The sequence below is a fragment of the Streptomyces sp. NPDC051913 genome, assembly GCF_044593635.1.
Classification (GTDB): domain Bacteria; phylum Actinomycetota; class Actinomycetes; order Streptomycetales; family Streptomycetaceae; genus Streptomyces.
Map to the genome: position 1 here is coordinate 25620 of NZ_JBIUCI010000004.1, position 21395 is coordinate 47014.

General features: G+C 70.1%; 16 protein-coding genes and 1 riboswitch. Of the genes, 15 read left to right on the forward strand and 1 reads right to left on the reverse strand.

Annotated features, from left to right (window positions below; translation table 11 throughout):
- Positions 1 to 37: 37 nt before the first annotated feature.
- The 9 genes from ACIHIX_RS12780 (at position 38) to ACIHIX_RS12820 (ending at position 10191) form a co-directional block, all read left to right on the forward strand.
- Positions 38 to 1105 (forward strand): polyprenyl synthetase family protein, encoded by a 1068-nt coding sequence (locus ACIHIX_RS12780; RefSeq protein WP_399953878.1) that lies wholly within the window; start codon positions 38 to 40, stop codon positions 1103 to 1105.
- A gap of 120 nt (positions 1106 to 1225) precedes the next feature.
- Positions 1226 to 3217 carry a squalene--hopene cyclase gene (gene shc, locus ACIHIX_RS12785; protein WP_399953880.1) on the forward strand — a complete coding sequence of 664 codons (1992 nt, stop codon included), beginning with the start codon at positions 1226 to 1228 and terminating at the stop codon, positions 3215 to 3217.
- A 1-nt stretch (position 3218) separates the two neighbouring features.
- A complete protein-coding gene (locus ACIHIX_RS12790; RefSeq protein ID WP_399953882.1) occupies positions 3219 to 3860 on the forward strand; it encodes a 1-hydroxy-2-methyl-2-butenyl 4-diphosphate reductase in 642 nt (213 codons plus the stop codon).
- A 5-nt stretch (positions 3861 to 3865) separates the two neighbouring features.
- The gene (hpnH, locus tag ACIHIX_RS12795) at positions 3866 to 4888 is read left to right on the forward strand and encodes an adenosyl-hopene transferase HpnH (RefSeq protein WP_126275468.1); all 1023 of its coding nucleotides are present in this window, start codon (positions 3866 to 3868) and stop codon (positions 4886 to 4888) included.
- Positions 4889 to 4892: 4 nt separating this feature from the next.
- Complete coding sequence (ispG, locus tag ACIHIX_RS12800) at positions 4893 to 6050, forward strand: flavodoxin-dependent (E)-4-hydroxy-3-methylbut-2-enyl-diphosphate synthase (RefSeq protein WP_399953886.1); 1158 nt, start codon at positions 4893 to 4895, stop codon at positions 6048 to 6050.
- Between the two features lie 27 nt (positions 6051 to 6077).
- Positions 6078 to 8012: a 1-deoxy-D-xylulose-5-phosphate synthase gene (gene dxs / locus ACIHIX_RS12805; RefSeq protein WP_399953888.1), complete on the forward strand. Its 1935-nt coding sequence runs from the start codon at positions 6078 to 6080 to the stop codon at positions 8010 to 8012.
- Complete coding sequence (locus ACIHIX_RS12810) at positions 8009 to 9394, forward strand: aspartate aminotransferase family protein (RefSeq protein WP_399953891.1); 1386 nt, start codon at positions 8009 to 8011, stop codon at positions 9392 to 9394. The genes dxs and ACIHIX_RS12810 overlap by 4 nt, the downstream gene beginning before the upstream one ends.
- A 66-nt stretch (positions 9395 to 9460) precedes the next feature.
- Positions 9461 to 10072: a helix-turn-helix domain-containing protein gene (locus tag ACIHIX_RS12815; protein ID WP_399953894.1), complete on the forward strand. Its 612-nt coding sequence runs from the start codon at positions 9461 to 9463 to the stop codon at positions 10070 to 10072.
- Complete coding sequence (locus ACIHIX_RS12820; RefSeq protein WP_097271119.1) at positions 10069 to 10191, forward strand: DUF6126 family protein; 123 nt, start codon at positions 10069 to 10071, stop codon at positions 10189 to 10191. The genes ACIHIX_RS12815 and ACIHIX_RS12820 overlap by 4 nt, the downstream gene beginning before the upstream one ends.
- Before the next feature lie 4 nt (positions 10192 to 10195).
- Here the strand turns inward: ACIHIX_RS12820 and ACIHIX_RS12825 are convergent, their stop codons facing one another.
- On the reverse strand, positions 10196 to 10993 hold the full coding sequence (locus ACIHIX_RS12825; protein WP_399953898.1) for a tyrosine-protein phosphatase: 798 nt from the start codon (positions 10991 to 10993) through the stop codon (positions 10196 to 10198).
- Between the two features lie 178 nt (positions 10994 to 11171).
- On the opposite strand from ACIHIX_RS12825, the gene ACIHIX_RS12830 reads away from it, so the two are divergent.
- The 6 genes from ACIHIX_RS12830 (at position 11172) to ACIHIX_RS12855 (ending at position 21274) form a co-directional block, all read left to right on the forward strand.
- Complete coding sequence (locus ACIHIX_RS12830) at positions 11172 to 13250, forward strand: alpha-galactosidase (protein ID WP_399953901.1); 2079 nt, start codon at positions 11172 to 11174, stop codon at positions 13248 to 13250.
- A 296-nt stretch (positions 13251 to 13546) separates the two neighbouring features.
- Positions 13547 to 13726: riboswitch (cyclic di-AMP (ydaO/yuaA leader) on the forward strand.
- A gap of 4 nt (positions 13727 to 13730) precedes the next feature.
- Entirely contained in the window at positions 13731 to 14681 is a 951-nt protein-coding gene (locus ACIHIX_RS12835) for a peptidoglycan DD-metalloendopeptidase family protein (RefSeq protein ID WP_399953904.1), read from the forward strand.
- A 252-nt stretch (positions 14682 to 14933) separates the two neighbouring features.
- A complete protein-coding gene (locus tag ACIHIX_RS12840; RefSeq protein WP_399953907.1) occupies positions 14934 to 17657 on the forward strand; it encodes a Tat pathway signal sequence domain protein in 2724 nt (907 codons plus the stop codon).
- Positions 17654 to 18685, forward strand: coding sequence for a GDSL-type esterase/lipase family protein (locus tag ACIHIX_RS12845; protein WP_399953910.1), 1032 nt, complete (start codon positions 17654 to 17656; stop codon positions 18683 to 18685). Before ACIHIX_RS12840 ends, ACIHIX_RS12845 begins: the two co-directional genes overlap by 4 nt.
- Positions 18685 to 20574, forward strand: a complete 1890-nt coding sequence (locus tag ACIHIX_RS12850) for a hypothetical protein (protein WP_399953913.1) — start codon at positions 18685 to 18687, stop codon at positions 20572 to 20574. Before ACIHIX_RS12845 ends, ACIHIX_RS12850 begins: the two co-directional genes overlap by 1 nt.
- The gene (locus tag ACIHIX_RS12855) at positions 20558 to 21274 is read left to right on the forward strand and encodes a DUF6250 domain-containing protein (protein WP_399953916.1); all 717 of its coding nucleotides are present in this window, start codon (positions 20558 to 20560) and stop codon (positions 21272 to 21274) included. The genes ACIHIX_RS12850 and ACIHIX_RS12855 overlap by 17 nt, the downstream gene beginning before the upstream one ends.
- The last annotated feature ends 121 nt before the right edge of the window (positions 21275 to 21395 follow it).

The following is a 21395-nucleotide window of genomic DNA, read 5'->3' on the forward strand; positions in this document are numbered from 1 at the left end:
TCCCCGCACCCCCGGTACCGCAACAAGAGGAGAGACTGTGCCCACTGTTCCCCCGGCCTCGAAGGCTGCCGAGGCGGTGGACGTGACCGCGCTGCTGGAGCGCGGCCGGACCTTGGCCACACCGGTACTGCGGGCGGCGATCGATCGCCTGGCCGCTCCCATGGACACCGTTTCCGCCTACCACTTCGGCTGGATCGACGCCGACGGCAAGCCCACGGCCGGCGACGGCGGCAAGGCCGTGCGCCCCGCGCTCGCGGTGCTCTCCGCCGAGATCACCGGCGCCGCCCCCGAGGTCGGCATCCCCGGCGCCGTCGCCGTCGAACTGGTCCACAACTTCTCGCTCCTGCACGACGACCTGATGGACGGCGACGAGCAGCGCCGGCACCGCGACACCGTCTGGAAGGTGCACGGCCCCGCCCAGGCCATCCTCGTCGGCGACGCCATGTTCGCCCTCGCCAACGAGGTCCTGCTGGAGCTCGGCACCGTCGAGGCCGGCCGCGCCACCCGTCGGCTGACCACCGCCACCCGGGCCCTCATCGACGGCCAGGCCCAGGACATCTCCTACGAGCACCGCGACCGCGTCAGCGTCGAGGAGTGCCTGGAGATGGAGGGCAACAAGACCGGCGCCCTGCTGGCCTGCGCCAGCTCCATCGGCGCCGTGCTCGGCGGCGCGGACGACCGCACCGCCGACACCCTGGAGAAGTACGGCTACCACCTGGGCCTCGCCTTCCAGGCCGTGGACGACCTCCTCGGCATCTGGGGCGACCCGGTCGCCACCGGCAAGCAGACCTGGAGCGACCTGCGCCAGCGCAAGAAGTCCCTGCCGGTCGTGGCCGCCCTCGCGGCGAACGGTCCCGCCGCCGAGCGACTCGGCGAGATCCTCGCCGCCGACGCCAAGAGCAGCGACTTCGAGAACTTCTCCGAGGAGGAGTTCGCGGCCCGCGCCGCCCTCATCGAGGAGGCCGGCGGCCGGGACTGGACGGCCCAGGAGGCACGTCGTCAGCACACCATCGCCATCGAGGCCCTGAACGCCGTCGACATGCCCGACCGGGTACGGGCGCAGTTCACGGCGCTCGCCGACTTCGTCGTCGTACGAAAGAGATGATCACTATCGGTCGAATAGCCCTCGCGTAGTCGCCGGCCGGTGCCGAAAGCACCATCAGGGCACCGGCCGACGGCGGACCCACAGCAGAGCACCATTTGCACACTGCACGAAGGGGAAGCCATGACAGCGACGACCGACGGAAGCACCGGGGCCCTGCCGCCCCGCGCTGCCGCGGCCAGCGAAACCGACATCAACACCCCCGTGGCGGCCGGGGTGCGCGAAGCCGCCGCGTTCGCGGTGCAGCGCGCCACCGATCACCTGCTGGCGCGGCAGGACGCCCAGGGCTGGTGGAAGGGCGACCTGGAGACCAACGTCACCATGGACGCCGAGGATCTGCTGCTCCGTCAGTTCCTGGGCATCCGCGACGAGTCCACCACCCGAGCCGCCGGTCTGTTCATCCGCGGCGAGCAGCGCGAGGACGGCACCTGGGCCTCCTTCTACGGCGGGCCCGGCGAACTCTCCACCACCGTCGAGGCGTACGTCGCCCTGCGGCTGGCCGGGGACGCGCCCGACGCGCCGCACATGGCGAAGGCGTCCGCGTGGATCCGCGAGCAGGGCGGTATCGCCGGCGCCCGGGTCTTCACCCGGATCTGGCTCGCCCTGTTCGGCTGGTGGAAGTGGGAGGACCTGCCCGAACTGCCGCCCGAGCTCATCTACTTCCCCACGTGGGTGCCGCTCAACATCTACGACTTCGGCTGCTGGGCCCGGCAGACCATCGTCCCGCTGACGATCGTCTCCGCGAAGCGCCCGGTACGGCCCGCGCCCTTCGCTCTCGACGAGTTGCACACCGACCCGGCGCACCCCAACCCGGTCAAGCCCCTTGCCCCGGCGGCCAGTTGGGACGGCGCCTTCCAGCGCCTGGACAAGGCGCTGCACCAGGTGCGCAAGGTCGTGCCCCGCAGACTGCGCAGGGCGGCCCTGAACACCGCCGCCCGCTGGATCATCGAGCGGCAGGAGAACGACGGCTGCTGGGGCGGCATCCAGCCGCCCGCCGTGTACTCGGTGATCGCCCTGCACCTCATGGGCTACGACCTCGAACACCCGGTCATGAGGGCCGGGTTGGAGTCCCTGGACCGCTTCGCGATCTGGCGCGAGGACGGAGCCCGGATGATCGAGGCCTGCCAGTCGCCGGTGTGGGACACCTGCCTGGCGACCATCGCGCTCGCCGACGCCGGGGTGGCGCCCGACCATCCGCAGCTCGTCAAGGCGGCGGACTGGATGCTGGGCGAGGAGATCGTGCGGCCCGGCGACTGGGCCGTGAAGCGACCCCAACTGCCGCCGGGCGGCTGGGCGTTCGAGTTCCACAACGACAACTACCCCGACATCGACGACACCGCCGAGGTCGTCCTCGCCCTGCGCCGCGTCCGGCACCACGATCCGGAGCGGGTGGAGAAGGCCATCGGACGCGGGGTGCGCTGGAACCTCGGCATGCAGTCCAAGAACGGGGCGTGGGGCGCCTTCGACGTCGACAACACCAGCCCCTTCCCCAACCGGCTGCCGTTCTGCGACTTCGGCGAGGTCATCGACCCGCCGTCCGCCGACGTCACCGCCCACGTGGTGGAGATGCTCGCCGTCGAGGGGCTCGCCCACGACCCGCGCACCCGGCGCGGCATCGAGTGGCTCCTCGCCGAGCAGGAGCCGAACGGCTCGTGGTTCGGGCGCTGGGGCGTCAACTACGTCTACGGCACCGGGTCCGTCGTGCCGGCCCTGGTCGCCGCGGGCATCCCCGCCGCACATCCGGCGATCCGGCGGGCCGTGACCTGGCTGGAGACCGTCCAGAACGACGACGGCGGCTGGGGCGAGGATCTGCGCTCCTACCAGCACACCAGGGAGTGGAGCGGCCGAGGGGCCTCCACCGCCTCGCAGACGGCCTGGGCGCTGATGGCCCTGCTGGCCGCCGGCGAGAAGGACTCCAAGGCCGTCGAGCGGGGCGTCGAATGGCTCGTCGCCACCCAGCGGGCCGACGGCTCCTGGGACGAGCCCTACTTCACCGGCACCGGCTTCCCGTGGGACTTCTCCATCAACTACCACCTCTACCGGCAGGTCTTCCCGCTCACGGCACTCGGCCGCTACGTCCATGGAGAACCGTTCTCCCAGGCGGGGGAGGCATGAGATGAGCACCCCGCCCGTCCCGGCCCCGCTGCTGATCGCCTGCGCGCTCGGCATCGAGCGGCTGGCCCTGCGCAGCGGCGACCGGAGCGGTGCCGACGGGCCGGTGACCGTCCTGCGCACCGGCATGGGACCCAAGGCGGCCGAGCGGGCCGTCACCCGGGCCCTGGCCGCCCCGGCGTTCGCCGAGGCCGCCGTGCTCGCCACCGGCTTCTGCGCCGGGCTCGCGCCCGGCATGCACCCGGGCGACCTCGTCGTCGCCGAAGAAACCCGGGGACCGGCGGGAACCGTTCCGTGCGTGGGAACCGACCTACTCGTCAAGGAGCTGGTGCGGGCCCTACCCGGACGCACCGTCCACACCGGACCCCTCACCGGCTCCGATCACGTCGTACGCGGCCATGAACGCTCCGACCTGCTCGCGACCGGCGCGATCGCCGTCGACATGGAGTCCGCGGCCACGCTCCACAGCGCCGTGCGCACGGGCCCACGCCCCGTTGCGGCCGTCCGGGTGGTCGTGGACGCTCCGGAACATGAACTCGTCCGGATCGGCACGGTGCGCGGTGGAATATCGGCTTTCCGCGTCCTTCGTTCCGTCCTTCCCGCTTTCTATGAATGGCACCGTTCCTTGCTGCTCCCCAGGAGGTGAGCCAGATGGCCATGCCGCTGCGTCAGTCCATCAAGGTCGCTACATACTTGGCCGAACAGAAGCTCCGCAAGCGGGACAAGTTCCCGCTCATCGTGGAGCTGGAACCCCTCTTCGCGTGCAACCTGAAGTGCGAGGGCTGCGGCAAGATCCAGCATCCGGCGGGCGTGCTCAAGCAGCGCATGCCGGTGGCGCAGGCCGTCGGGGCGGTGCTCGAGTCCGGTGCGCCGATGGTGTCCATCGCCGGCGGTGAGCCGCTGATGCACCCTCAGATCGACGAGATCGTGCGCCAGTTGGTGGCGAAGAAGAAGTACGTCTTCCTCTGCACCAACGCCATGCTGCTGCGCAAGAAGATGGACAAGTTCAAGCCCTCGCCCTACTTCGCCTTCGCCGTGCACATCGACGGGCTGCGCGAGCGGCACGACGAGTCCGTGGCGAAGGAGGGTGTGTTCGACGAGGCGGTGGAGGCGATCAAGGAGGCCAAGAAGCGCGGCTTCCGGGTCACCACCAACTCGACCTTCTTCAACACCGACACCCCGCAGACCATCATCGAGGTGCTCAACTTCCTCAACGACGACCTCAAGGTCGACGAGATGATGATCTCGCCCGCCTACGCCTACGAGAAGGCTCCCGACCAGGAGCACTTCCTCGGCGTGGAGCAGACCCGCGAGCTGTTCAAGAAGGCCTTCGCGGGCGGCAACCGCCGCAAGTGGCGGCTCAACCACTCGCCCCTCTTCCTGGACTTCCTGGAGGGCAAGGTCGACTTCCCCTGCACCGCGTGGGCGATCCCGAACTACTCCCTGTTCGGCTGGCAGCGCCCCTGCTACCTGATGAGCGACGGGTACGTGCCGACGTACCGCGAACTCATCGAGGAGACCGACTGGGACAAGTACGGCCGCGGCAAGGACCCGCGCTGCGCCAACTGCATGGCGCACTGCGGCTACGAGCCCACCGCCGTCCTCGCCACCATGGGCTCGCTCAAGGAGTCCCTGCGCGCGATGCGCGAGACGGTCTCCGGAAACCGGGAGTGAGGTCATGACCGCCGTCTCCCTGGGCGTCCCCGAGATGCCGGTCCGGCCGATCGCCGAGCGACGCCAGTCGCGGCGGATCCAGGTCGGGCCGGTGGCGGTCGGGGGCGGGGCCCCGGTGTCGGTGCAGTCGATGACGACGACCCGTACGTCCGACATCGGCGCCACGCTCCAGCAGATCGCCGAACTCACCGCGTCCGGCTGCCAGATCGTCCGCGTCGCCTGCCCCACGCAGGACGACGCGGACGCGCTGGCCACCATCGCCCGCAAGTCGCAGATCCCGGTGATCGCCGACATCCACTTCCAGCCCAAGTACGTGTTCGCGGCGATCGAGGCCGGCTGCGCGGCCGTACGCGTCAATCCCGGCAACATCAAGAAGTTCGACGACCAGGTCAAGGAGATCGCGCGGGCCGCCCGCGATCACGGCACGCCGATCCGGATCGGGGTCAACGCCGGTTCGCTGGACCGGCGGTTGCTGGAGAAGCACGGCAGGGCGACGCCGGAGGCGCTCGTGGAGTCGGCGCTGTGGGAGGCGTCGCTCTTCGAGGAGCACGGGTTCCGGGACATCAAGATCTCCGTGAAGCACAACGACCCCGTGGTGATGGTGGCGGCGTACCGACTGCTCGCCGAGCAGTGCGACTACCCGCTGCACCTGGGCGTCACCGAGGCCGGTCCCGCCTTCCAGGGGACGATCAAGTCGGCGGTCGCCTTCGGGGCGCTCCTCAGCAGGGGAATCGGCGACACCATCCGCGTGTCGCTGTCCGCGCCGCCCGCCGAGGAGGTCAAGGTCGGCATCCAGATCCTGGAGTCCCTGGGGCTGCGGCAACGCCGGCTGGAGATCGTGTCGTGCCCGTCCTGCGGGCGCGCCCAGGTCGACGTCTACAAGCTGGCCGACGAGGTCACGGCGGGCCTGGAGGGCATGGAAGTGCCCCTGCGGGTAGCCGTGATGGGTTGTGTGGTCAACGGTCCCGGCGAGGCGCGGGAGGCCGACCTCGGGGTCGCCTCCGGCAACGGCAAGGGGCAGATCTTCGTGAAGGGCGAGGTCATCAAGACCGTCCCCGAGTCGAAGATCGTGGAGACCCTCATCGAGGAGGCGATGAAGATCGCCGAACAGATGGAGCAGGACGGCGTCGCGTCGGGGGAGCCGGCCGTCACCGTGAGTTGAACAGCACGGACCGAAGGGGGCCCGAGCGTGACGATTCTGGAGAACATCCGGGGACCACGCGACCTTAAGGCGCTGTCCGAGGCGGAACTCGGTGAACTGTCCGAAGAGATCAGAGAGTTCCTGGTGCACTCGGTCGCCAGGACCGGCGGCCACCTCGGGCCCAACCTGGGGGTGGTGGAACTCTCCATCGCGCTCCACCGGGTCTTCGAGTCGCCGGTCGACCGCATCGTGTGGGACACCGGCCATCAGAGCTATGTGCACAAGATCCTGACGGGACGTCAGGACTTCTCCAAGCTGCGCGGCAAGGGCGGTCTGTCCGGCTACCCCTCGCGCGAGGAGTCCGAGCACGACATCGTCGAGAACAGCCACGCCTCCACCGCGCTCGGCTGGGCCGACGGACTCGCCAAGGCCCGTCAGGTGCAGGGCGAGAAGGGACACGTCGTCGCGGTCATCGGCGACGGCGCGCTCACCGGCGGTATGGCCTGGGAGGCGCTGAACAACATCGCGGCCGCCAAGGACCGGCCGCTGATCATCGTCGTCAACGACAACGAGCGGTCCTACGCGCCGACCATCGGCGGCCTCGCCAACCACCTGGCCACCCTGCGCACGACCGACAGCTACGAACGGGTGCTGGCCTGGGGGAAGAACGTCCTCCAGCGCACCCCCGTCATCGGCACCACCGTCTACGAGGCGCTCCACGGCGCGAAGAAGGGCTTCAAGGACGCCTTCGCGCCGCAGGGGCTCTTCGAGGACCTGGGCCTGAAGTACGTCGGCCCGATCGACGGACACGACATCGGGGCCGTCGAGTCGGCGCTGCGGCGGGCGAAACGCTTCCACGGGCCGGTGCTCATCCACTGCCTCACGGAGAAGGGTCGCGGCTACGAACCCGCCCTCGCCCACGAGGAGGACCACTTCCACACCGTCGGGGTGATGGACCCGCTCACCTGCGAGCCCCTCGCACCCGCCAACGGACCCTCCTGGACCTCCGTGTTCGGCGACGAGATCGCCAGGATCGGGGAGGAGCGCCAGGACGTCGTGGCGATCACGGCGGCCATGCTGCACCCGGTGGGGCTCGGCAAGTTCGCCGAACGCTTCCCGGACCGGGTGTGGGACGTCGGTATCGCCGAGCAGCACGCGGCCGTCTCGGCGGCCGGGCTCGCGACCGGCGGACTGCATCCCGTCGTCGCCGTGTACGCGACCTTCCTGAACCGTGCCTTCGACCAGTTGCTGATGGACGTCGCCCTGCATCGCTGCGGGGTGACGTTCGTGCTCGACCGGGCCGGCGTCACGGGTGTCGACGGCGCCTCCCACAACGGCATGTGGGACATGTCGATCCTCCAGGTCGTGCCGGGACTGCGGATCGCCGCGCCACGGGACGCCGACCAGCTGCGGGCGCAGCTCAGGGAGGCCGTCGCGGTGGACGACGCGCCGACGCTGGTGCGCTTCCCGAAGGAGGCCGTCGGGCCGTCGATCGAGGCGGTCGGCCATGTCGGCGGCATGGACGTGCTGCACCGCGGTGCCGAGACGCCCGAGGTGCTGCTCGTCGCGGTCGGTGTCATGGCGCCCGTGTGTCTCCAGGCGGCCGAGCTGCTGGCGGCGCGGGGCATCAACTGCACGGTCGTGGACCCCCGTTGGGTCAAGCCCGTCGACCCCGCGCTGCCCGTCCTCGCCGCCGAGCACCGGCTGGTCGCGGTGGTCGAGGACAACAGCCGGGCGGGCGGGGTGGGCGCCGCGGTCGCGCTCGCGCTCGGGGACGCCGAAGTCGACGTACCGGTACGGCGGTTCGGGATTCCGGAGCAGTTCCTCGCGCACGCCAAGCGGGGTGAGGTGCTCGCCGACATCGGGCTCACCCCCGTCGAGGTCGCCGGACGGATCAGCGCGAGCCTCACCGTCAAGGAGGCCGAGGGCGCTCTGGCCGACATGGAGCAGCCCGACGGCTCACTCAAGGAGAAACCCGAATGACCACCGAGTTCGACCTCGGCAGACTCCTCGCCGAGCGCGGAGCCGAGCGCTACGAGCTGCACACCAAGTACCTGAACCACCAGCTCCCGCGCATGCTGCACACCATCGGCTTCGACAAGGTCTACGAGCGGGCCGAGGGCGCCCACTTCTGGGACGCCGAAGGCAACGACTACCTGGACATGCTCGCCGGGTTCGGGGTGATGGGTCTGGGCCGCCATCACCCCGTCGTCCGCAAGGCGCTGCACGACGTCCTCGACGCCCAGCTCGCCGACCTCACCCGCTTCGACTGCCAGCCGCTGCCCGGGCTGCTGGCGGAGAAGCTGCTCACGTACAGCCCGCATCTGGACCGGGTGTTCTTCGGCAACAGCGGCACCGAGGCGGTGGAGACCGCGCTGAAGTTCGCCCGCCGCGCCACCGGCAAGCCGCGCGTCCTGTACTGCGAGCACGCCTTCCACGGCCTCACCACGGGTTCCCTGTCGGTCAACGGCGAGGACGGCTTCCGCGACGGCTTCGCCCCGCTGCTGCCCGACACGGCCGTCCCCCTCGGTGATCTCGAAGCGCTGGCCAGGGAGTTGAAGAAGGGTGACGTCGCCGCCCTGATCGTCGAGCCGATCCAGGGCAAGGGCGTCCACGAGAGCCCGCCGGGTTATCTGCGCGCCGCCCAGGAGCTGCTGCACCGGCACAAGGCGCTGCTGATCGCGGACGAGGTGCAGACCGGGCTCGGACGGACCGGCGACTTCTACGCCTACCAGCACGAGGACGGCGTCGAGCCCGACCTGGTGTGCGTGGCGAAGGCGCTGTCCGGCGGCTACGTCCCGGTGGGCGCCACGCTCGGCAAGGACTGGATCTTCAAGAAGGTCTACTCGTCGATCGACCGCGTCCTGGTCCACTCGGCGAGCTTCGGGTCCAACGCGCAGGCCATGGCGGCGGGCCTGGCGGTCCTGTCCGTGATGGAGAACGAGCAGATCGTCGCCAACGCCCGGGTGACCGGTGACCTCCTCAGGTCCCGGCTCGCCGCACTCGTCGACAAGTACGAGCTGCTCGCCGACGTCCGCGGCCGGGGACTCATGGTGGGCATCGAGTTCGGGCGGCCCAAGTCGCTCGGACTGCGCAGCCGGTGGACCATGCTCCAGGCCGCGCGCAAGGGCCTGTTCGCCCAGATGGTCGTCGTACCGCTGCTCCAGCGGCACCGGATTCTGACGCAGGTCTCCGGCGACCACCTGGAGGTGATCAAGCTGATCCCGCCGCTGACCGTGGGGGAGCGGGACGTGGACCGGTTCGTCGAGGCGTTCACCGAGATCATGGATGACGCCCACAGCGGGGGCGGGCTGATGTGGGACTTCGGCAAGACGCTGGTCAAGCAGGCGGTGGCCAACCGATAGCCGGAGCGGTTTGCCTCTGAGGCAAGAAACTTGCCCTGGAGGCAAGCGTCGGGCTGAATGGGGAGCATGAGCTCTCCGGAATCAGAGCCGGCCGACGTCCTGCCCGTCGTCGCGCCGCAGCTCCGTGCGCTGCGGCGCCGCGCCTCCCTCACCCTGGAGGCCGCGGCCCGGGCCGCCGGGCTGTCGCCCGCCCACCTCTCACGGCTGGAGACGGGACAGCGCCAGCCCTCGCTGCCGATGCTGCTCGCGCTCGCCCGTATCTACGGTACGACGGTCTCCGAACTGCTCGGCGAGACGGTCGCCGAGCGGGACGCCGTGGTGCGCGCCGCCGACATGGAACCGACGGCCGCGGGCGGCTGGACCTACTGGCAGGCCGGTGCCGCCGGGCGCGGCATGCAGGCGCTGCGCGTGCAGGTGCCGTACGGCTCACAGGGCGACATCGTGCGGGTGCATCCCGGCGAGGAGTGGCTGTACGTGCTGCGCGGACGACTCCGGCTCCGCCTCGGGGACACGACGCACCACCTCGGCCCCGGCGACAGCGCGCACTTCGACTCGCTCACCCCGCACCGCATCGCGGCCCAGGACCCCGACGGGACCGAGCTGCTGTTCGTCCACACCCTGTTGCAGAGCCCCACGGCCACCCTGTGCCTGGGCCCCACCCCTGGAGAGATGCCATGACCGACATGGAGGAGAAGTTCCCGCGAGCCCTGTGGGTGCGGCTGATCATCTACATCGCCGTCGGGCACGTGTTCGCGGCCTTCGTCTACCTGCTCTTCGAGGTGGGCGCCGGGCAGTGAACGGTCAGTCGAGGAGGCGCTCGCGCAGCCGCTCCCGCATCTCCGCGGTGACGCCGAGGCCCTGCTCCAGATAGGCGTCGACGCTGCCCCAGGTCTCCTCGATGGTCTCGAAGGCGGCCTCCAGATACTCGGCGCGCGCGTCGAAGAGCGGCGCGAGCAGCTCCATGACCTCGGGCGAGTAGGCGGCGGCCGAGCTGCTGCTGCGGTGCACCTTGTAGCGACGGTGCTTGGCGTTCGACTCCAGGTAGTCGGCGACGATCGCCTCCCGCTCCACGCCCAGCGCCAGCAGCGTCACCGCTATCGACAGGCCCGCGCGGTCCTTGCCCGCCGCGCAGTGCATCAGCGCGGGCACATCGTCATCGGCGAGGGAGTGCAGCACGCGCGCGTGCTCGGCGGTGCGCTCCTTCACGATCTTCCGGTACGAGGCGATCATCCGGTTCGCCGCCTTGTTGTCGCCGAGGATCTCGCGCAGCTGCTCGATCTCGCCGTCCCGCACCATCTTCCAGAACTCCGAACCGTCGGCCGGGTCGCTCAGCGGCAGGTTGACATTGCGCACCCCCGCCAGCTCGACGTCGGGACCCTCCAGCTTCTGGTCCGACGCGTTGCGGAAGTCGAAGATCGTGTGCAGCCCCAGGGAGTCCAGGAACGCCGCGTCCTCGTCGGTCGCGTGCGCCAGATGGCCACTGCGGAACAGCACCCCGAACCGCACCCGTCGGCCGTCCTCGGTCGGCAGGCCGCCCACGTCGCGGAAGTTGCGGACTCCGGTCAGCTCGGGCTCGGTCGACGGGATCTGCTGCGTCACGGGGGCTCCTCGCAGTCGGCCCCGTCGCCGCGGCTCGCCGACGGGCACGCTTCGACGATACGACATGGGTTCCTGGGGCAATGAGTTGTCCACAGGCGTTGCATCCAGGGCCCCCGGGCCTTGATGATGTTGGTACTTGAGTACCACTGTTCGACCCTGTTCGCATCTGTGAGGTTCCATGCTGGAGATCGCCCCCAACGGCCGCACCTGGCTCCTGACCGGGCCGGCCAGCAGCTACGCCGTCCACCTCACCGAGGCCGACGAGCTGCTGCATCTGCACTGGGGGCCGGCGATCACGCTGGCCGACGCCGAGGCCCTCGCGGTCCGGCCGTTGCCCGACTACTGGCCCTTCGAGTCCCCGCTCGACGGGCGCGAGGAGTACCCGGTCGAGGGCGGTCCCCGCTTCGTCCGGCCCGCGCTGTCGGTGCGCACCGAAGAACGCCGCGGCACCGAGTGGAGCTTCGAGACGTACGAGACCGACGCCGACGCCGATGAGCTGCGGCTGCGGTTCCGTGACGACGGGCTCGTCGTCACGCTGCACTACCGGATGCGCGGCGACGTGGTGGAGCGCTGGACGACCCTGGAGAACCAGGGGTCGGACACCCTGGAGCTGCTCCGCGCGGACTCCGCCACCTGGACCCTGCCCGACCGCGAGGACTGGCGGCTCTCCCAGCTGCACGGCCGCTGGGCCGCCGAGTCCCGACTCGTACGCTCCCCCCTCACCTACGGTGAGAAGGTCATCGGCAGCCGCCGCGGCCACACCGGCCATCAGCACCTGCCCTGGGTCGCTCTCGACTCCGACGCCACCGAGGAGCGCGGCGAGGTCTACGGCTGTGCCCTCGGCTGGTCCGGCTCCTGGCGGATCGCGGTGGCCCAGCTTCCCGACGCGCGCGTGCAGATCACCGGCGGTGCCGGACACGACGACTCGGGGCTGCTGCGGCTGACGGCGGGCGAGTCGTTCACCACGCCCGTCTTCGCCGGTCTGTGGAGCGAGGGCGGCTTCGGCGGCGCCAGTCGCGCGTGGCACGCCTACCAGCGGGCCTACGTCATCCCGGACGCCGAGCAGGACCGGCCGGTGCTGTTCAACTCCTGGGAGGCCACCGAGTTCGACATCTCCGAGGAACAGCAGGAGGCCCTCGCACGGCGGGCCGCGGCCATCGGCGTCGAGCTGTTCGTGGTCGACGACGGCTGGTTCGGCGCCCGGACCAGCGACCGCGCAGGACTCGGTGACTGGACGGTCAACCGCGACCGCTTCCCGGGCGGTCTGAAGCCCCTCGCCGACTCCGTGCACGCCCTCGGGATGCAGTTCGGCATCTGGGTCGAGCCCGAGATGGTCAACCCGGACAGCGACCTGTACCGGGCACACCCGGACTGGGCGCAGTTCCAGCCGGGACGAAAGCGGACGGAACTACGCAATCAGTTGGTCCTGAACCTCGCGCGCGAGGACGTCCAGGAGTACCTCTGGGGGCAGCTCGACGCCCTGCTGTCCAGCGCCCCGATCGACTATGTGAAGTGGGACTTCAACCGCTGCTTCACGGACGCGGGCTGGCCCGGCGAGCCCTACCCGCAGCGGCTCTGGGTCGACCATGTGCACGCCTTCTACGCCCTGCTGGACCGATTGCGGGCCGCCCACCCCGGCGTCGCCTTCGAGTCCTGCTCGGGCGGCGGCGGCCGGATCGACCTCGGTGTGATGAGCCGCACGGACCAGGTGTGGACCTCCGACAACACCGACCCCCTCGACCGGCTCGCCATCCAGCACGGCTTCAGCCAGCTCCATCCCGCGCGCGCGATGGCGGCGTGGGTCACCGACAGTCCGAACGCCATGCTCAACGGCCGGGTCAGCTCGCTGCGCTTCCGGTTCGTCAGCGCCATGGCCGGTGTGCTCGGCGTCGGCGGCGACCTCACGCGGTGGACGGAGGAGGAGCTCGCCGAGGCCCGCGAGTGGGTGGAGCTCTACAAGGGCATCCGGCCGCTCGTGCAGCGCGGCGACCAGTACCGGCTGCGGGCTCCGCAGGGCGGACTGAGCGCCGTGCAGTACGTCCTCGGGGGCGAGACCGTCGTCCTCGCCTGGCTCCAGGCGCAGCACTACGGCGAACCCGTCCCGGCGCTGCGGCTGCGGGGCCTCGACCCCACTGCGTCGTATGAATGCCTCGAAACGGGCGAAATTCTCAGAGGGGCCGTATTGCAGCATCACGGCCTACGGGTGGGATTGCGGGGCGATCTGGATGCGGCAGTTCTCCGACTGCGTCGCATCTGAGCTTTCTGTCCGAATTGGTGGCTTGGGTGGCCTTCATTCCAACTCGCTCTGGAATAAGGGAAGCTGTGCGAACGGCACGTGAGGAGCGTCATATCGGTGACCCTGTGTCGCCCGTCATGTTCACGTAATGCGCCTCCAATTGCTGGGGATTTGCCTTCCGGGAAGCGGTGCTGATGCACGGAGGGTGAGCGGGAAATTCACAGCGGATCAAGAGGAATGCAATCGTCCTGGAACCCCTTACTTGTCCCTTTGCGTCTTCCTCGCTTACGTTCGCCACCAATCCGGACGGACGCCCAATCCTGCCGCCGCCCGGAATCCGCACAACTCACCCGTGAACGGCAGGAGCGGGGGACCCACAGGTACAAGTGCCTGGACCGGTCTTCCGGAACAGGCTTGGGGTTAAGGCGCACCTCGGTGCGCCCGGGCATCTCCAGTCCGCACCCGACAGCTCACCTCGTAGGCGCCGGAGAGGAATTCGCCATGCCCGCCAAGGGTAAGCACCGCCGCCCGAAGTCCCAGCGCCTCACCCGCTCGATCGCCGTCGCCGGTACCGGCGGCGCCGCTCTCGCTCTGCCTTTGATGGGCGCCGCCGGCGCCCACGCGGCCACCCCGCAGTCCGTCTCGCAGTCGGTTTCGGAAAAGGCCGTTCAGTCCCTTCCGGTCGCCGAGAAGACGGTCGCCGAGAAGGCCACGCAGAAGAAGGGTGCCGCGAACACCGCTACCGTGCGCACCTATTCGGTGCGGGCGGGCGACTACCTCTCGAAGATCGCCGACGAGCAGAACGTCACCGGCGGCTGGAAGAAGCTGTACTCGGACAACCGTGAGGCCGTCGGTTCCGACCCCTCGCTCATCCACCCGGGTCTGAAGCTCACGCTCGGCAAGAAGGCGGCGGCGAGCGCGGACAAGTCGGCGAGCGCGGAGAAGTCCGCGAGCACCGAGAAGTCCACGAGTGCCGAGAAGTCCTCGTCCTCCTCGGACACGACGACCGCCACCCAGAGCAGTGAGTCGACCAGCACCGCCGGCGGCTACACGCTCCCCGTGGCCGGCGCCACCGTCGGCACCGCCTACCACACGGCGGGCAGCATGTGGTCCAGCGGCTACCACACCGGCACCGACTTCGTCGTCCCGACCGGCACCTCGCTGAAGGCCGTGGCCGCGGGCACCGTCGTCTCCGCCGGCTGGGGCGGCGCGTACGGCAACCAGGTCGTCATCAAGCTGGCCGACGGCTACTACGCGCAGTACGCCCACCTGTCCGCGCTCTCGGTCTCGTCCGGACAGACCGTCACCGAGGGCCAGCAGATCGGTCTCTCCGGCGCCACCGGCAACGTCACCGGACCGCACCTCCACTTCGAGATCCGCACCACGCCGGACTACGGCTCGGACGTGGACCCGGTCGCGTACCTCCGCTCGAAGGGTGTCGCCGTCGGCTGACGCTCCTTTGCGAGGGTGCCGCGTCGGCTGACGCTCCCTCCCCCGATGCCACCGAAGGCCGGACCCCGATCCCCGGGTCCGGCCTTCGGTGTTGGGTCTTGCCGTTTCATGATCGCTTCATTGCGGTCTTGTGGCGCGGCTGTCCAAACCGTCGACAGGGAGGGGAGGGTGGGACCACAGTGATCTCCGAGGGATGCAAGCGCTTTCTACGCGCCTTCGCGTCCGCATCCGCACCCGCACCCGGAGGTCCCCGTGCCCGGCGTCGACCGACGCACCGTCATCAAGGGCGCCGCAGCCGCGGCCGCCGCGGCCCAGTTCTCCTGGGCCCTGTCCCGCACCGCCGCCGCGGCGGACGCCGACGACACCGAACTGCGCTGGTTGGAGGGCCCGGCGCCCGACGTCCACGCCGGAACCACCTGGGGCGTGCCGTGGGCGCGCGGGGCGTACCGGCCGGAGCAGCCGTTCCGGCTGACGACCGCCGCCGGCGTCGACGTCCCCGTCCAGAGCTGGGTCACCGGCCACTGGCCCGACGGCTCGGTGAAGTGGACGGCCCACGCCCTCGCCCCCGGCGCACCGAAGGCCTCCGCCTACAAGCTCGCGGCCGGCACCCCGGCCGCACCGGAGCGGAAGGTCACGGTCACCCGCTCCGCGGGCCGCGTCGAGGTGTCGACCGGTGTGATCACGGCCGTGTTCGGCGCGAAGGGGTCCGACACCGTCGTACGGAGCGTGCGGCGGGGCTCCACCGAGATCGCCCGGGACGGGAAACTGGTCGCCCTGCGGCAGGAGTCCGTACGGGACGGGGCGGACGTCAGCCGCTTCCTGGGCCGGGTCGAGAAGATCGAGGTGGAGCAGGACGGTCCGGTCCGGGCCGTCGTCCGGGTCGAGGGGCGGCACCGGCACGGCGGCCGGAACTGGCTGCCGTTCGTCCTGCGGTTCGCCTTCTTCGCGGGAGCCGAGTCGTTCCGGCTCGTCCACACCTTCGTCTGGGACGGCGAGCAGACGCCGGGTTCCGACGAGGGCGACTTCCTGCGCGGTCTCGGCGTGCGCTTCACCGTGCCGCTGAGCGATCAGCCCTACGACCGCCATGTGCGGTTCGCCGATTCCGACGGCGGCCTGTTCAGCGAGGCCGTCCAGGGCGTCACCGGACTGCGGCGCGACCCCGGGGCGGCGGTCCGCGCGGCCCAGATCGCCGGTGAGCGCCTGCCCGACACCGCGACCTGGGACACCCGGGTCGCCGGCCGCCTCGCCTACATCCCGACCTGGGGCGACTACACCCTGACCCAGCCCAACGCCGACGGCTACACCGTCCGCAAGCGCACCAAGGCGGGCTACGGCTGGATCCACGCCGCGGCCGGGCGCCGCGCCGGCGGCTTCGGCTACGTCGGCGGCGCGAGCGGCGGACTCTCCTTCGGGCTACGGGACTTCTGGCAGCGCCACCCGGCCCAGCTGGACGTCCGCGGAGCCGCGGGAGACGCCGCCGAGGCCACCGTATGGCTGTACTCGCCGGAGGCACAGCCGCTCGATCTGCGGTTCTACCACGACGGGTTGGGCCAGGACACGTACGAGGAGCAGTCCGACGGCGGGCTGGAGATCACCTACGAGGACTACGAGCCCGGCTTCGGTACGCCGTACGGCATCGCGCGGACGAGTGAACTGACCTTCTGGGCCGTCGAGAGGACCCCTTCCGCCGGTGTTCTCGCCGCGCAGGCCACCGCCACCGCGACGCCGCCGCTCCTCACCGCCACACCCCAACGACTCCACGCCGCCGGGGTGTTCGGCGACTGGGCGCCGGCCGACCGGTCCGGCAAGGCGCGGGCGGCCGTCGAGGACCACCTCGACGAGCTGTTCGCCTACTACCGCGACCAGCGTGAACAGCACCGCTGGTACGGCTTCCTGGACTACGGCGACGTCCAGCACACCTACGACAACGACCGGCACGTCTGGCGCTACGACGTCGGCGGCTACGCCTGGGACAACTCCGAGCTCGGCACCGATCTCTGGCTCTGGTACCACTTCCTGCGCACCGGCTCCGCCGAGGTCTTCCGGTTCGCGGAGGCCATGACCCGGCACACCGGCGAGGTCGACGTCTACCACCTCGGCAAGTGGGCGGGACTCGGCACCCGGCACGGAGTGCAGCACTGGGCGGACAGCGCCAAGCAGGTCCGTATCTCCACGGCCGCCAACCGCCGCTTCTTCTACTTCCTCACCGGCGACGAGCGCACCGGTGACCTGCTGAGCGAACTCGTCGACGTGGAGCGGACGTTCGGGGAGGTCGACCCGCAGCGCAAGGTCCGCACCGACGGCTACACCCCCGGCGACCGGCACGCCCTCTCGGTCGGCTTCGGCACGGACTGGGGCGGCATCTCGGCGGCCTGGCTCACCGAGTGGGAGCGGCGGGGCCCGAACGCCGAGCAGGCCAAGGCCAAACTCGTCAACTCGCTGCGGACCATCGCCGCGCAGCCCAACGGGTTCTTCACCGGCAGCGGTCTGCTCGACGCGGACACCGGCAAGTTCGCGATCACCACGAGCACGGCCGTGAGCGTGTCCCACCTGAGCGCCGTGTTCGGTCTCGTCGAGACCAACAGCGAACTCGTGTCGCTGTTCGGCGACGAGGAGCCCGAGTTCCGTGCCGCCTGGCTGAACTACGCGCAGTACTACAACGCCACCGACACCCAGAAGAGGCAACTGACCGGCTCCACCTGGAAGTCGGCGCTGCCGGCCGCGCACTCGCGGATCACTGCCTACGCGGCACAGCGCAAGAACGATCCGACGCTCGCCACGCGCGCGTGGAACGAGTTCTTCACCGGCAGCGACACCTACTTCCCGTCCAACGACTGGAACCCCGTGACGATCAAGACGCCGGCCGTGCTCCGGACGACCGAGGAGATCCCGTGGATCTCCACCAACTCGTCCGCCCAGTGGGCGCTCGCCGCGATACAGAACCTGGCCCTGATCGGAGACCGGATCCCGTCATGAGACGCGTCGGCTCGATCGCGGCGGTGGCCGCGGGCCTGATCACGGCAACGGTGCAACCCGTGGCGGCCTCCGAGGATGTCGTACGGCCGAACGACCGGCGGATCGCCTACGAGGGCCACTGGGGGCGCACCGCGAAGGCGGCGGTCACCGTCAACTCCGGTTCCCGGCTGAGCTTCCGCTTCACGGGCGGCAGCGTGCACGCGTTGTTCGACGTCTCGTCGATCACCGTCCCCGCGCAGATCCGTGTGTCGGTCGACGGCGGGCCGAAGCGGCTGTACGCCGTCGACCGGGACGACATCGAGATCCAGGCCCCCGAACGCGGTTACCACACCGTCGAGTTGTCCGTGAAGGACGTCTTCTCGCGGGCCAACCGCTGGACGCCGCCACTGGAGACGGGTGTCGTGCTCACCGGCATACGGGGACACCTGGTGCCCCAACATGTCAGGCCCGCGCGGCAGTTCGCCTTCTACGGCGACTCCATCACACAGGGCGTCATGGCCCTGTGCGAGGTGAACACCTCCGACTGCGCCGACGGCACCGCCGCCTACCCGACCTTGGTCGCCGACGCCCTGCACGCCTCACTCACCCAGGTCGGCTTCGGACGGCAGGGAGTGATCCAGACCGGCAACGGGGGAGTGCCGGCGGCGTCGGACGCGTACGGCTGGAACCACGCCGGTTCCAGGGCGGATTCGGATCGCCGAGCCGATGTGATCGTGGTGAACCAGGGCACCAACGACACCGCGTGGGGCCCGGACGAGTTCCGTGCCGCCTACCGGGTCTATCTCACCGAGTTGCGGACCGCGGCACCGCATGCGCGCATCCTCGCGCTGCGGCCGTTCAACGGCACACACGCCGAGGACATCGCCGCCGTCGTCACCGAACTAGGCGACCGCCGCACCGAGTTCGTCGACACGACCGACTGGCTTTCGCCGGCGGACGGGGACTTCAACGGAAGCGTCCACCCCAGCTCCCAGGGCCACCGCAAAGTGGCCGACCGCCTCATCGACCTTCTCGCAGAGGAGTACTAGTGCACCGCCGAAGAACCGTCGCCGTCGCCGCGGCGGCCCTGCTGGCCGGGATGTTCTCCGCGCCCGCCGCTCACGCCGGAGAAGCGCCGCGCCGGGTCGTGGAGAACCTGGACCGCGGACTGGTCGCCGTACCGTCCGGGGAGGGGACCTTCCTCAGCTGGCGCCTGCTCGGCACCGAGTACGCCCGGTACGGCGACGCCATCGCCTTCAACGTCTACAAGAACGGGCGCCGGCTGAACCGTACGCCGGTCATCAAGTCCACGACGTACCAGGACGACTCGCCGGGCACGGGCCGGTACACCGTCCGTGCCGTGGTCAACGGGCATGAGCAGAAGCCGAGTTCGGCGGCGCTCGACTTCTCGGACGGCTACGCCGAGATCCCGCTCGCCACGGCCGACGGCTACACCGTGCAGCACGCCTGGCCCGGCGACCTCGACGGCGACGGACGCTATGAACTCGTCGTCAGCCGGCTCTCCGGGACCCGGGACAAGCCCGACCTGCTGGAGGCGTACACGCTGACCGGCGAGCGGTTGTGGCGCGTCGACCAGGGCCCGGGGTCGTACACACAGGTGGGCGGGAACGGCGCCAACGACCCGGCACCCGCCGCGATCAGCGGTTCCACGGCGATCGGCGGCTACCGCAACGACGACAACGTCACGGTGTTCGACCTGGACGGCGACGGCAAGGCCGAGGTGCTCGTGCACACGGCCGCCGGGACCACCTTCGCCGACGGCTCCCAGGTCACCGCGGCCTCGCCCGCGAACCAGTTCGTCTCCGTCATCGACGGCGCGACCGGCGTCGAGCGCACCCGGCAGCCGGTCCCGGACGACCTCGTCGCCGACGGGCCCTCCGGCGGCCACTTCGGCATCGCTTACCTGGACGGTGAACACCCCAGCCTGGTCACCAAGTTGGTCACCCGGGTCGGCGCCAAGCGCGGCACCTTCCGTATCCTCTTCCAGACCTGGGACTTCAACGGCACGGACCTGACCCCGCGTTGGAAGTACGTCGTCCCGGCCGGCAGCGGCGCGACCAGCTTCCACCAGATCCGCACCGTCGACGTCGACCTCGACGGCAAGGACGAGATCGCCGACGGCAACTACGTCGTCAACAGCGACGGCACCCTGCGCTACGTCGTCGACGGTGCCGGGCACGGCGACCGCTTCCACATCGCCGACCTCGACCCCGACCGGCCCGGCCTCGAAGGATTCGCCATCCAGCAGGCCGAGTTGGGCGTCATCCCCAACTTCCCCTGGTACTACTACGACGCCGACACCGGCGAGCGCCTGGTCACCGGGCAGCACCCGGCCGACTGGGTCAACGACACGGACATCGACGTCGGCCGCGGCAGCACCGGCGACATCGACCCGAACCACCCCGGCTACGAGTACTGGACCTCCACCGCCGACGTCACCGCCCCCGGCGCGGGCGTGCGCAACGTCCAGGACGGGAAGATCTCCACGACCACGCCGAGCGTCAACTTCCGTATCTGGTGGGACGGCGACAAGGCGTCGGAGAACCTGGACTTCACCTACGTGGAGAAGTGGGACCCGGCGACCGAGACCAGCGCGAAGATCTTCACGCCGTCCGGAGTCGTCTCCGGCGCCCGCAACGCGACCCCGTTCTACGGCGACCTCCTCGGCGACTGGCGCGAGGAGATCCTCGCCGAGACCGCCGACCACACCGCGCTGCGCCTCTACACCACCACCGAGCCCACGCGGACCCGCATCTACACGCTCGCCCAGAACCCCGAGTACCGCCTCGGCTGGACCGTGCGCGGCTATCTCCAGTCCACCTACACCGACTACTACCTCGGCACCGAGACCCGTCGGGTGCCGAAGCCCGCCATCACCCTTCCCGAAGGAGCCGTCTCCCGTGACCGCCACGCGTAGAGCTTTCGGAGCCCTTGCCGCCGGAGCCGCCCTCGCGGCCCTCGCCCCCGCCACCAGCGCGAGCGCGACGCCCCGCCACCGCCGACTCATCGCCCACGACGACTTCCGGCACGGCCTCGGCCAGTGGGCCGTGGAACTGGAGAAGGGCGGCACCGTCACCGCCTCCCGCGGCGTCCTGGAGTCCGACGTCCCGGCCGGCGCGACGATCTGGTTCAAGAAGCGCCTCGAAGGCCCGTACGTCATCGAGTACACGGCGACCCCCGTGTCCGAGGGAGGCGTCAACGACCGGGTCTCCGACCTCAACAACTTCTGGAACGCGACCGACGTACGATCCCCCGACGACCTCTTCGCCACCCAGCGCGGCGGTGCCCTGGCCGAGTACGACTACCTCACGACCTACTACGTCGGCTACGGCGCCAACACCAACACCACCACGCGGTTGCGCCGGTACGTCGGCGAGGCCGGGGTACGGCCGCTGATCTACGACTACACACAGCCGCTGCTCACCGCCAACGCACCGCACCGGGTCCGGATCGTCTCCGACGGCTCCAGCCAGCGGTGGTGGATCAACGGGCGGCTCGTCTTCGACTACACCGACCCGGAGCCGTACACCAGTGGGCACTTCGCCTTCCGCACGACCTGGAGCCACTTCCGCTTCAGCGACTTCCGGGTGTGGCGGTTGAGCCCACAACATCCCTGATCCAAGGTGTATTCCGGGCTTGGCCAACACTTTAGGAGTGGCTTATCTCACCGCACGTCAACCCTTCCTTACGGTCGCGTAGGTCACATTCGAAGGGGAATCATGGGCCGATGTGGCAGAC

Coding starts and splice junctions, on each gene's coding strand:
- shc (WP_399953880.1), top strand. CDS start 1,226: ATGACAGCGACGACCGACGGAAGCACCGGGGCCCTGCCGCCCCGCGCT.
- ACIHIX_RS12790 (WP_399953882.1), top strand. CDS start 3,219: ATGAGCACCCCGCCCGTCCCGGCCCCGCTGCTGATCGCCTGCGCGCTC.
- hpnH (WP_126275468.1), top strand. CDS start 3,866: ATGGCCATGCCGCTGCGTCAGTCCATCAAGGTCGCTACATACTTGGCC.
- ispG (WP_399953886.1), top strand. CDS start 4,893: ATGACCGCCGTCTCCCTGGGCGTCCCCGAGATGCCGGTCCGGCCGATC.
- ACIHIX_RS12810 (WP_399953891.1), top strand. CDS start 8,009: ATGACCACCGAGTTCGACCTCGGCAGACTCCTCGCCGAGCGCGGAGCC.
- ACIHIX_RS12815 (WP_399953894.1), top strand. CDS start 9,461: ATGAGCTCTCCGGAATCAGAGCCGGCCGACGTCCTGCCCGTCGTCGCG.
- ACIHIX_RS12820 (WP_097271119.1), top strand. CDS start 10,069: ATGACCGACATGGAGGAGAAGTTCCCGCGAGCCCTGTGGGTGCGGCTG.
- ACIHIX_RS12830 (WP_399953901.1), top strand. CDS start 11,172: ATGCTGGAGATCGCCCCCAACGGCCGCACCTGGCTCCTGACCGGGCCG.
- ACIHIX_RS12835 (WP_399953904.1), top strand. CDS start 13,731: ATGCCCGCCAAGGGTAAGCACCGCCGCCCGAAGTCCCAGCGCCTCACC.
- ACIHIX_RS12845 (WP_399953910.1), top strand. CDS start 17,654: ATGAGACGCGTCGGCTCGATCGCGGCGGTGGCCGCGGGCCTGATCACG.